This window comes from Nocardioides nematodiphilus, from assembly GCF_020216525.1.
Lineage (GTDB): Bacteria > Actinomycetota > Actinomycetes > Propionibacteriales > Nocardioidaceae > Nocardioides > Nocardioides nematodiphilus.
The window spans coordinates 206,617-218,400 of record NZ_JAIWOY010000002.1; the positions used below are offsets into that span (position 1 = coordinate 206,617).

Below are 11,784 nucleotides of genomic sequence, written 5' to 3' on the forward strand. Positions count from 1 at the left end.
GTCTTTTACCGACGACGGAGGAGCCCTTGCATCCCGCGCCCCACCCCGCAGACTGGGCCCGCCTCGAGCGCGCATTGAAGCGGCAGGAGATCGCCGAGGAGGCCGCCCACGTCGGCACCTTCGAGGCCGATCTGGCGACCGGCGAGCTCACCATCTCCCGCGAGGTCGCGCGGCTGCACCATTGGGATCCCGCGCTGCTCACGCTGTCCGGCCAGGAGTTCCTGCGGTCGGTCCACCCCGTGGACCGAGACCGGATCATGGGGCTGGCCGGCAGCCGCGAGGACTTCACCGTCGACTACCGCTTCCTGTGCCCCGACGGCATCAGCACCCGGATCTTCGAGATCTCCGGACGCTGGCTCGCTGTGGACGCCGAGACCGACCATCCGCGTCATCCGGGCTACTTCGTCGGCGTCGAGCGCGACGTCACCGAGCAGCGGGCCCAGGAGGCGCAGCTGCGCCGGCTCGCCCTCCACGACTCCCTGACCGGCGCCCTCAACCGTCGCGGCTTCGAGGACCTCCTCACCCGCTACGCCGCCGAGCACGCGGTGCCCGACTCCGGGTCTCTGCTGATGATCGACCTGGACCACTTCAAGCACCACAACGACACGTACGGCCACGCGGTCGGCGACGCACTGCTGGTCGCGATCGCCTCCGCGGTCCAGGAGCACCTCGGCCCTGAGGAGGCGATCGGCAGGATCGGCGGCGACGAGTTCGCCGTGCTGCTGCCGGGCCGCGACCCCCACGCGGCACGGTCGGTCGCCGACCAGCTGCTCAGCGCGATCGCCGGCGCCGCCGAGGGCGTCTCGCCCGACCCCGAGCACCCCGTGACGGCGAGCATCGGGGTCGCTGCGTTCACCGACGACGCCGACCCGACGCTGGTGCTGCGCCGCGCCGACGAGGCGATGTACGCCGCCAAGAGCGCCGGCGGCGCCCGGTCGGCGGGCTGGGGCAAGCACCAGCAACATCCGGAGGAGGCCGGGTCGGGCACCTCCGAGCTCGGCACGACGATCGGTCTGCCGGATCGCGCCGCCTTGCTGACCCGGATGGAGCAGCGCCTCGCCGGTGCCGATGCCAGCCGAGAGCTGGTCACGATGACGGCGTACGTCGTCGACGTCTTCGGCCTCGAGCTGCTCGGGCGCGAGCGTGCGGCTCACGCGCGGGAGCAGGTACTGCGAGGGCTGGTGGCGCAGATCGCCGCGCTCGGCGGCGCCGGCACCCCGATCGGACTCCTCGACGAGTGCCGCGTCGCTGCCCTGCTCCCGGTCGCCACCCCCGCTGACCTCGATGAGCTGACGCGTGCGGTCCATGCCGCCGTCGAGGGAGCTGACGACGCCGACGACGTGGCGTTGTCTGCGATGATCGGGGTGGCGACCTGGGAGCCGGGCACCGACCCGTTCGTGCTGCTCCAGAACGCGATCATCGCCCTGACCGCCGCCCGCGTCAACGGCCCGGGCTCGGTCCGCAGCTACGACCCCGAGCTGCGCTCGTGGGCGAGCAGCCGCACGAGTCGGCACGTCACCCTCAGGCGCGCACTGGAGCGTCGCGAGTTCCGCTTGCACTTCCAGCCCGCCGTCGAGCTCGCGACCGGCACCTTCAGCCGCGCCGAGGCACTGGTGCGGTGGCAGCAGCCGACCGGCGGCATCGTCGGCCCCGACGTGTTCATCCCGTTCGCCGAGGCGACCGGCCTGATCCTCCCGCTGGGTGAGCAGGTCGTCGACCTCGCCGTCCAGCAGGCCCGCGCCTGGCGCGCGCCGCTGCCCGACCTGCGGATCTCGCTCAACATCTCCGCGATCGAGTTGAGCACCCCGGGCTTCGCCGAGGGCCTCATCGAGCGGGTCGCCGCCGGCGGGGCCGACGGCTCGCACTTCGCCCTCGAGGTCACCGAGTCGGCCGTGATAGCCAACCCCGTGGTGGCGCGCGCAGCTCTGTTGCGTCTGCGCGAGGCTGGATTCCGGGTGGTGATCGACGACTTCGGCGCTGGTCACTCGACGCTGGCCCGGCTGACGGACATCCCCGTCCAGGGGATCAAGATCGACATGGGTCTGGTGCAGCGGCTCAGGACGGACCCGGCCAGTCGTACGGTCCTGCGCGCCATCGTCGACGTGGGCCGTGCCTACGACTTCACCGTGACCGCCGAAGGCGTCGAGGACGCCGAGACGTTCGACATCGTGCGCGATCACGGGGTCGGCTGGGTGCAGGGCTTCTACGTCTCGCACCCGCGGCCGGCCGAGGAGCTGGACGACGTCCTCGCGGGCTCGTGGGACAGGTATCTCTAGGGCGGCCTGCCCTATGGCGTCATCTGACGGTGACGCCTGACCCATTGTGGGTAGGAGGTCCGTCCGTTCGACCGGTTGTCTTCACCCGCCGTCAACCTAGGATCCATCGAAGAAACCTGTCGACGACCGAGCATCGATGCTCGGCCCGCTCCCTCCCCCGGCTCAGCCGCACCAGCTCAAGATCCGAAGGCATCATGACCCGCCGCAGCCTCCGAAGCACCCGTATCGCCCGCGCACTCGTCCTCCTCCCGACCGCGTTGTGCGTCAGTGGCGTCGTGGTCGCGGTGCAGCACGAGGACGAGACGGCAGGTCTGCGCTCGGTCGCTGATCCGACGACGGCACCGTCATCGACCCCGGCATCCGCCCCCGCATCCACCCCGGCGTTCGCGCTGGCGCCGGCACCGGCGGCCGCGGTCACGCTGATGCCGGGAGCCGGCCTGGCGCCGGCGACCGTCATCCCCGGCGCGAGCGTCACCCGCGTACGGCCCGGCCACGTCACGAACGTCGCCTCCAGCGCCGTCGCCCCACTCGCCGGCCGCCGCGCCCTGACCGCGATCGACACGACGCCGGCCGCGTCGGCGGTCGCAGGGATCGGGGTGACCGCTCTGGCGGCCTACCAGCGCGCGGCCGCGGTCGTCGACCAGGCGAACACCTCCTGCCGGTTGGACTGGACGCTGCTCGCCGGGATCGGCGCGGTCGAGTCCGGTCACGGCACGTACGGCGGCAGCGAGCTCGACACGGCCGGCATGGCCACCCCGGCGATCCAGGGTCCGGTGCTCGACGGCCGCCACCACACCCGACGGATCGCGGACACCGACGCCGGCCGTCTCGACCACGACAACCGCTACGACCGGGCGCTCGGCCCGATGCAGATCCTCCCGGCCACCTGGCTGCAGATCGCGGTCGACGCCGACGGGGACGGACGACGCGACCCGCAGGACATCAACGACGCGGCGCTGGCCGCGGCGGTCTACCTGTGCTCGGCCGGCGACGACCTCTCGACGCCGGCCGGCGCCCGAGCAGCGGTGCTGCGCTACAACCACAGCGCGATGTACGCCGACACCGTGCTCGGCCTGGCCGCCGGATACGGGCAGGACACCAGCACCACCAGCCTCGTCGGTCTCGTGACCTCGGGTGGCGGGGTGGTGAGCGCCGTCGACGCCCAGCCCGCGGCCGAGGCGCCGAAGCATCACCCCCACGCGCCGAAGCAGCACGTGAAGCCCCACGCGCCGGAGCAGCACGCGGTGTGGCACCAGACGAGTCATCCCGCGCCGCAGCATCCCGTCGCTCCTCCGGCACCGACCGCGGCACCCAAACCGCCGGCCACGGCACCCAAGCCGCCGGCCACGGCACCCGAGCCGCCCGCCACGGCACCCGAGCCGCCGACCACGCCTCCGACCGACACCCCGGCTCCCCTCGTACGTGAGGCCGCCTGTCGCAACGCGATCGTGGCGGCCTACCCGAGGGCGAGCACGGACGCCGTCGCCTCCGCCGTCGCCGCATGCATCCAGGCCATCACCGGCCTGAGCGACGACCGGGCCGAGGACGCGCTGCCCCATCTCGTCGCAGGTCTCGCGGCATCCGTCCCGGGTCTCGAGCCCGCTCCCGTCACCGCGCCTGCCGACGACGCCTCGCCTGCTCCGCAGGAGCCGGTCTCGCCCTAGGGTTGGGCCCGTCGGGTTCCACCGAGGAGAGCGGAGTCGGCCCTGTCCGTCCTAGCCGGCGTACAAGGCGACGAACACCCGGCCCCTCGAGATGGGAGATGCTGGCGCCCGTGAGCTGCTCACGACCCGGATCTGACGGACCCGGCCCGGGAGCCCAGCCGACCCGACCGGACGACGCCGACGGTGAGCGTCAGCGCGGTCCGTACTCCCGCACGAGCCACTCCTCGAAGGTGCCGCCCGCGATCTTCGCACCGGGCGGGGCCTGCAGGGCACCGGCGCGGACCCTCCTCGCCGCCGCGCCGGGCAGCCTCACCGGGACGACCAGGAGCCGGCGGCCCCGCGCGTGGGCGGTGGCCCGCACCAGCTCGGCGAGGGTGCGCTTCACCGGACCCGCCAGGTCGCGCCGGACGTGCTGCTCGGTGAGCTCCTCGTGCGCGAGCGCCGCGAGCTCGTCGGCGACGACCTCGACGTCGACGGTCTGGACCGGCTGCTTCGGGCATGGCATGAGGGGGCCCTTGGCGACCCAGTCGATGAGCTGGCCTGCGAAGCCGTGGAACTGGGTCGCCCGCAGGATCGCCGTCGGCACCGGGCCGGCCTCGGTGGCGGCCTCCTGGGCGTTCTTGCCGTCGTAATGGGCGAACGCGCCCCCGCCGAGCCCGTCGATCCCGACGATGGACAGCGTGATGATGCGTCGTACGCCGGCGGCCTCGCCGGCCGACTGCAGCGTGCGCGCGACCGAGCCGAAGAACTCGACGTACTCCTCGGACGTCTTCGCCACGATCGACGTCGCGTCGATGACCACCTCGACCCCGGCCAGGGCGTCAGAGACGCCGGCGCCGGACACGAGGTCGACCCCCGCCGAGCGCGCCAGCACGACCACCTCGTCACCCCGCTCCCGCAAGCGCGAGACGACCCTGCTCCCGACCAGGCCGGTGCCACCGGCGACAGCGATCCGCATGAGGACTTCCTACCACTGCGCCGGACTGCCGCGACCGTTCTTGCCGGTCTAGCGTGGTGGCGTGCTTCCGCTGACCGGCTCCATCGACCGGCCCCTCGACCCGGCCGCCCGCGCGTGGGCCGGACGCTGGGTGCCGCTGGCCTACCTCGGCGTCGCCGTCGCGCTGATCCCCTGGACCCTCTACCTGGCCGTGACACTGCCCGTGCACGCGACCGCGACGCACTACCGACTGGCCTGGGTCGGCTTCGACGTCATCCTGATCGTCGTGCTCGCACGGATCGGCTGGTTCGCGTGGCGCCGCGACCCCCGGGTCGTGCTCACCGCGGCGGCCGGGGCGACGCTGCTGGCCGCGGATGCGTGGTTCGACGTGACCACCGCGGTCTCCGCCCAGGCCCGGACCGGTGCGATCGTCGCGGCCGTGCTGCTCGAGCTGCCCGGCGCTCTGCTCTGCATGGCGCTGGCCCGCCGAGGACTCGCCACGCTGATGGCCCGCGCTAGCGCTTCGCCGCGTCCCTGATCGGCGTGATCCAGGACTGATGGGTGACCGGGTTCTTGGTGATCGCGAGCAGCTCGTCCATGTGCGGCTCGAGTCCGGTGACCTTGTCCAGCGGGACACCCACGATCAGCTGGAAGCCGAGCCCGCGCCAGGCCTGGACCGCACGCCCGGCGAACTCCGAGTCGGCCTTGACGAAGCCCTCGTCGAGGAAGACCGGGGCGAACCGAGGCCGCGACCGCATCTCGTCGCCGAGGCGGAAGCGCAGCGCCGAGCCGACGATGAACGCCACCAGCTCCTGCGACTCACCACCGGACTTCTCCCCCAGGGTCCGGTACGTGGCGCGCAGCTCCCCCGAGACGTGGTCGTAGCGCTCGGCACTGATCTCGACGTGGCGGCGTACGTCCAGCAGCCGGTCGCGCTCGCCCACCACGTCACTGCCCGTCGGGCCGCTGTTGCCGGGGCGCAGCTGCGCCATGAACCGGCTCAGATCGTTGAAGCGCTTCTCGAGCGCCTCCTCGCTCAACTCGCCGGTCGGTGAGGAGGCCAGCGTCCGCAGGTCCTTCATGAAGACCTGCACGTGCGCCGGCGCGAGCCGGCGCAGCCGGATCCGCAGCCGGTCGCCGGTCGCGCCGAACTCCAGGCGGCGCAGGATGTCGTTGATCGGGCCGAGGCGGTCCTCGATCTCCTCGATCGAGGAGGCCATCGCGCCGAGCAGCGGCACCAGGTCCTGGCCGCTCCACTCGGTGAGCCGGCGCCGCCACTCCGAGCGGCGGTCCGCCAGCCCCTTGGCCCGGATGTCGTCGAGGATCCGGGCGAAATCCGGATAGGAGTCGGGCCCGGAGCCGAGGTTGGGAGAGTCCCACAGCGACTTGTACATCGCGAAGACCCGGCTCAGCTCCTCCTCGACCCGCTTGATCTCGGCCTCGGAGTCGCCGACGGCTCCGTGCAGCCGGTCCTGGAGTCGCTGCGCGTTCACCGGGAACTGGTCCAGGTCGTCGGGATCGCCCGGCTCGACCGCGAGCCGCATCTCGAGCGCGAGCGCGGCCGCCTGCTCCTCGGTCAGGACGACGGCGCCGGTGCGCTCCATCGCGTCGAGCTGGTCGGCGACGATGTCCTCGGAGTCGACGAGCTCTCCGTGCGCGGCGGCGACCTGCTTCTGCCGGCTCTCCAGACCGAAGCGGTCGCGCTGGGTCGACTCCAGCTGGGCGGCGAGGTCGTCGATCTGGCCCTGCAGCACCTGCAGCTGGTCGTCGGCCTCGAGGATCTGCTGCCGGCGCCCCTCGAGGTCGGCGATCCGGCGCTCGCTGCCGGCCACGTCGACGTCCTCGAAGCGCACCATCGCGATGACGTCGTACGCCTTGCGTTGCAGCTCGAGGACGCGCGCGCGGCTCTCGATGCCGGCCAGTCGCGTGTCGAGCTCGGTGAGCGAGTCCTCGATCCGCGCGAGCTGGGCGTCGAGCTCGGCGATGGCGTCCTCGTTGGAGAAGCCGATGATGTTGCGCGCGTCGTTGCGCCCGTGCGAGCCGCGGTTGCCGCTGCGGGTCTGGCCGGCGACGGTGACCCGGTAGCCCGGACCGTCGAGCTCGTCGGTGGTCTCGACACAGAGCGCGTTGCGGGAGGGCTCGGCGACGTGCGCCTCGACCCAGCCGGTGAACGGGCTGTCCTTGTAGAGCAGCTTGCCCGCGATCCGCTCCGGGTCGGCGGGTCCGCCGGACGGCAGACCGGTCGGGACGCCCTCGAAGGTGAGGCGTCCACGCATCTGCTGGCCGTCGATCGCGCTGGAGAAGTCCCGCAGCCGATCGAGCGGCACCAGCATCACGCGCGCGGAGCCGCCCAGGACGGTCTCGATCGCCGAGCGCCAGCGCGCCTCCTCGGGCGCCACGTCGATGAGCTCGGCCACGAAGGGCAGCTCCTCGGCGCTCATCCCGGCGGCGGTGGCGACCTGGGTGCGCAGGTCGTGCAGGTAGGCCGGCACCCGGCCGGCGCGACTCTCGAGCGAGGCCCGCTCCTCGCGGACGGCCTTCTGCTCGTTCTTGAGCGGCACCAGCCGGTCACGGACCTCGTCGCGCTCGGCCCTCAGGGAATCAGCCGCGGCGCCGCTCTCGGCGACCTTCGCGCGGGCGTGCTCCTGCAGCCCGGCGAACGCCTCGGCCGACGCGAGCGCCGACTCGAGGTCCGGTACGTCGGCGTCGGTCAGCCCCACCAGGGGGTAGAGCCGCTCCTCCAGCTCGGAGAGGCGGGTGCGGCGCTCCTCGCGGACCACCTTCTCCGACTCGGCCTGCGTGGCCAGCGCCTGCAGGTCACCGCCGCCGGCAGCGCGGTGGGCGTCCTTGGCCGCCTCGAGGTCGCCGAGCAGCTGCGCCTCGGCGGTGCGGACGGAGCCGAGCTCATCGACCGTACGGGCGTGCTCGGCCCGATTGGCGACGACGGCGTCGGCGAGCAGCCGCCGGTGGTGCTGCAGCAGCCACAGGCGCACCGGGGTGGCGCCGTGGAGCATGACGCCGAAGGCGTCCAGCTCGGCGGCGCGCTTGAGCGCCTGCTCACGGCGGTGGTGCAGGTCGGTGATCGGCTCGAGGATCTCGAGCTTGCGCTGCTCGGTGCGCATCGCGGTGTGCGCGGAGTCGAGGTCGTCGAAGTGCTCGATGGCCCGGTCGGCCGCTGCGTAGGTCGCGGGCCGCTCGAGCACCATCTCCTTGTAGAGCTCGTCGACGCTGCGGACCTGGTTGCCGGCCTGGATCCGGGCCAGCAGTCGCAGCGCCTTGGCGCCGTCGCCGTTCGCGCCGATGCCGAGACGGGCGTGCAGCACCGCGGAGAACTCGGCGTACGTGCGGTGCACCCGCAGCCCGGGGAAGAGCTTCTTCAGGGTGTTGGCGTGGAACCGGTCGGCGACCGCGACCTCGAGGGAGGCCAGGTCGAGCTGGCCCTCGAGGCTGAGCAGGGCCATCTGGACGTCGCTGGAGCGGGTCGCGCGCCGCGGCACGTAGTACGTGCGCGCGGCGGTGAAGCGGGCGCCCTTGTCGTTGACGAACGTCATCGCGACCGCGCCCCACGTGTCCGCGCCCTTGCCGCGAAGCAGCTGCTCGACGGGACGGCCGGTCTTGGGGTCGTCGACCACGTCGACGGCGCCGCGCAGATACGAGAGGAGGTTGCGCTGGCCCGCGCTGCGCGCCCGCCCGGCGACGGCGTCGTTGGAGGCGCCGTTGAACTTCGTGTCCGAGGGCATCATCAGTGCGGTGTAGGCGTCGAGGATCGTCGACTTACCGACACCGGAGGCGCCGGAGATCATGGTGGCGTCGCCGCCGAGCGGCACGACGGTCAGGCCGCCGAAGCCGCCCCAGTTGATCAGCTGCAGGGTGGTCGCGCGCCACTGCAGGGTCTCGTCGGAGGGCAGGGAGACGCTCTCCTCGGCGAAGAGCCCGTCCTTCTCGTCGATCGCGGTCACGCGTCCGCCTCCTCGTCGCTCTCGTCGAACAGCCCCGGCTCGTCCGCGTCGACGGAGTCGTCGGTCTCGTACGTCGCCTCACCGCTGTTGGCCTGGCGCAGGGCGCTCAGCAGCTCGGCGAGCAGGTCCAGCGGCAGCAGCGGCTCGATGGCCTCGCTGATCTCGTAGCGCTCGTCGCCGACGGCGCCGATGAGCAGGCCGCTCTTGACGACCGAGGCGAGCGCGGCGCGGGCGCGCTTCTCGTCGCCGGACTCGTCGGTGGCGTGGGTCGGGCGGAAGCTCGCGATGTGGTCGACGACGTCCTCGCGGTCGATGAAGACCCGGGTGTCACCGGCGGCGCGACCGGCGCGGTAGCGGTCACGCAGGTGGACCAGGACGAGCGTCTCCTCGCGCGACCAGGCCGTGTCGTGCAGGAGCGTCGGGAAGCGGGCTCCGGACTCGGAGACGGCCTGGCGCTTCCAGGCGACCTCGCGGTCGCGGTCGATCATGAGGTCGAGGAAGAGGTCGTTGAGCCGGCCGCGCAGCAGCCGCTCGTGCTCGATGAGGACCGGCCAGTCGCGCGGGTGCGTGCGGGCGCTGATGAAGCGCTGCTTGAGCAGGGTCACCAGGGTCTGGCGCTGGGCCATCTCCAGGCCGCCCTCGTCGCCCTCGAAGAGCGAGACCGAGCCGACGTACTCGTCGACCAGCTCCTCCTCGGACACCTCGATGTCTTCGACGTCGTCGATGCTCATCAGCGCTTCTCCAGGTCGGGGTCGGGCAGCGGCGTGCGGGGCACGGCGAAGGTACGGGTGGTGCCGTCGGGTCGCACGGACGGATAGGCCTCGGCGTCCTCCTCGACCTCCCAGTCGCGGGACGCGGCCAGGTGCAGCAGGCCGAAGATCTCCACCGGTCGGCGCAGCGACGGCTCGAGCTCGGCGAACATCTCCCCCAGGGATGCGGGCGGGATGAGCGCGTGCAGGGCGGTGTCGAGTCGCTCGCGCAGCTCACCGAGCTGCGGGCCGCCCTGGGCGAGCACGTCGGAGAGCGAGAGCGTGACGTCGGCGTCGGTGGCCGCGATCCGATCGGGGAGCACGTCGTCGGCGGGGTCGTAGAACCGCTCGCGCAGGTGCTCGACGCCGGCGCGACCGGGCAGCAGCGGCACGTCGTGGGAGGCGCGCGGGCCGGTGTTCGCCATCCACGTCATCAGCTCGGACTCCACCTGGCGCAGGGTCTGCTCCAGCTCGCGGTCGCGGGCGGCGTCGTGGGAGACGATGTACTCCTTCAGCGTCGCGGTCACCCGCGAGCGCTGGGAGAGGACCCGGTCGAGACCGTCGCGGACGAGTCGCACGGTGCCGCGCAGCTCGGCCCGGTCGGCGTCGCCGAGGACGCCGTCGGCGGCGGGGTGCTCGAGCAGTGCGGTCAGGTCCTCGCGCAGCTGGGCGACCAGGGCGTCGTCGCGCAGGAGCGCGAAGGCACCCTCGAAGGCGCGGCCCTCGTGGGTGGCGGTCATCAGCGCGTCGGCCCGGGCGAGGTAGTCGTCGATGACCTCGCCGGCGGGGCGGTCCTCGGCACGGAACGCCGCCAGGATCTCCGTACGGATCTGGGCGAACCGCTCCTCGACGCGCGCGAAGTCGCTCGGCAGCGCCGAGATCAGGGAAAGCAGCTCGGTGAAGCCCTCGACCATGTAGTCCTGGGTGGCGCCGACCATCTCCGCGCCGTCGACGAGCCGGTCGCGCTCGGCCTGCAGGCGCGCGATCTCCTCGTTGAGGATGGTGACCCGCGCCGTGCGGTCGGGGTTGGCCTCGGAGTTGAACCGCCGGACGGTGCCGAGGATGGTCGTGATCCGGTGCTCGCTGAGCGTCGCACGGTCACGGGTGAGGCTCTTGACCAACTCCAGGGCCTGCTGGGCGTGGGAGGTGAGGGTGTAGACCTCGCGGCCCAGCTCGTCGAGCGAGCGCACCAGCCACTGTCCGCGCATCCAGCGCTGACAGATCTCGCGACCGCTGCCCGCGGGGACGTCGCTCTCCCCGGCGAGCCGCATCTCGGCGAGGTGCTCCTCGACCTGGGTGTGCAGCCGCGCGGTCGGGATCGGGTTGTTGTTGCGCCCGAAGGCCGACCGGAAGATCGTGATCACGACGGGGGCCTGCCGCTGGTGGAGCAGCTGGAGGGTGGGCTGCGCGAAGGCGCCCTTGACCCGCGCCAGCTCGGCGGCGATCTGGTTCACGGGCCTCCCCTCGCGGTCGTCATCTACCGGTACGAGGGGCAAAGTCTGGCAGAGACCGCCGACAGGCGTGGCAGCGACGGGCGAACCCGCAGGTCAGCCCGCTGCGTGCGGCGGCGGCACGCGGTCGCTCAGCGCACGCGCCGGGGCACGTTCGGCACCTGCCCGGTCGCTCAGCCCTCGAACGTCCCGTGCGCGACGAGGTGCCCGCCGAGGTAGCCGGCGCCGCCCGACAGCGCTGCGCCGGCGAGGCCGAGCAACACGCCGAGGCGGTGCTTCCCCTTGCGGCGGGCGACCCACGAGCCGGTGTACGCGGCGAGGGCGGCGGAGTTGCCGACCGCGTGCACCACGCCGACCCGACGGTCGGTCTGCTTGCTCAGCGAACGCCAGTCGGCCAGGCCGCTGAGCGCGGTCGGCAGGGCGCCGAGGAGGCCGATCCCGACCAGCCGGGTCGCGGCGTCCTCGCTGCCCTCGGGGCCGAGGAGGTCGAGCATGGAGGCGGACATCCACGCGCCGAGCGGGAGGTCCGTCAGCGGGGGGTGCAGCGAGTGGCCGAGCCACGCGCCGGTCAGGATCTCATGGACGACCGGACGGTCCGTGATGGCCCGACCCGCCGCTGCGAGCAGGTCGACCCCGGCGTCGAGGGCGCTGTCCTGCTCGAGGGCGTGGGTCACAGCGACCAGCGGGTTGGCGGAGGAGGCATCAGTGCTCATGCGGGCCCGGTTCCCCGCATCGCGCAGGATCAGAC

8 protein-coding genes are annotated in these 11,784 nt (G+C 72.7%); 3 read left to right on the forward strand and 5 right to left on the reverse strand.

Annotated elements, in window-relative coordinates:
- Nucleotides 1-26: 26 nt before the first annotated feature.
- Entirely contained in the window at nucleotides 27-2,276 is a 2,250-nt protein-coding gene (locus KSO98_RS04035) for an EAL domain-containing protein (RefSeq protein ID WP_225283644.1), read from the forward strand.
- Nucleotides 2,277-2,470: 194 nt separating this feature from the next.
- Entirely contained in the window at nucleotides 2,471-3,940 is a 1,470-nt protein-coding gene (locus tag KSO98_RS04040; RefSeq protein ID WP_225283645.1) for a lytic transglycosylase domain-containing protein, read from the forward strand.
- A 190-nt stretch (nucleotides 3,941-4,130) separates the two neighbouring features.
- On the opposite strand, the gene KSO98_RS04045 is transcribed toward KSO98_RS04040, so the two are convergent.
- Nucleotides 4,131-4,898 (reverse strand): SDR family oxidoreductase, encoded by a 768-nt coding sequence (locus KSO98_RS04045; protein WP_225283646.1) that lies wholly within the window; start codon nucleotides 4,896-4,898, stop codon nucleotides 4,131-4,133.
- Nucleotides 4,899-4,959: 61 nt separating this feature from the next.
- On the opposite strand from KSO98_RS04045, the gene KSO98_RS04050 reads away from it, so the two are divergent.
- Complete coding sequence (locus tag KSO98_RS04050) at nucleotides 4,960-5,415, forward strand: hypothetical protein (protein ID WP_225283647.1); 456 nt, start codon at nucleotides 4,960-4,962, stop codon at nucleotides 5,413-5,415.
- On the opposite strand, the gene KSO98_RS04055 is transcribed toward KSO98_RS04050, so the two are convergent.
- The 4 genes from KSO98_RS04055 to KSO98_RS04070 form a co-directional block, all read right to left on the reverse strand.
- Complete coding sequence (locus KSO98_RS04055) at nucleotides 5,393-8,836, reverse strand: ATP-binding protein (RefSeq protein ID WP_225283648.1); 3,444 nt, start codon at nucleotides 8,834-8,836, stop codon at nucleotides 5,393-5,395. The genes KSO98_RS04050 and KSO98_RS04055 overlap by 23 nt on opposite strands.
- Nucleotides 8,833-9,567 (reverse strand): DUF4194 domain-containing protein, encoded by a 735-nt coding sequence (locus KSO98_RS04060; protein WP_225283649.1) that lies wholly within the window; start codon nucleotides 9,565-9,567, stop codon nucleotides 8,833-8,835. Before KSO98_RS04060 ends, KSO98_RS04055 begins: the two co-directional genes overlap by 4 nt.
- Nucleotides 9,567-11,039: a DUF3375 domain-containing protein gene (locus tag KSO98_RS04065; RefSeq protein ID WP_225283650.1), complete on the reverse strand. Its 1,473-nt coding sequence runs from the start codon at nucleotides 11,037-11,039 to the stop codon at nucleotides 9,567-9,569. The genes KSO98_RS04060 and KSO98_RS04065 overlap by 1 nt, the downstream gene beginning before the upstream one ends.
- A 170-nt stretch (nucleotides 11,040-11,209) precedes the next feature.
- Nucleotides 11,210-11,749: a DUF2231 domain-containing protein gene (locus KSO98_RS04070; protein ID WP_225283651.1), complete on the reverse strand. Its 540-nt coding sequence runs from the start codon at nucleotides 11,747-11,749 to the stop codon at nucleotides 11,210-11,212.
- Nucleotides 11,750-11,784: the final 35 nt, after the last annotated feature.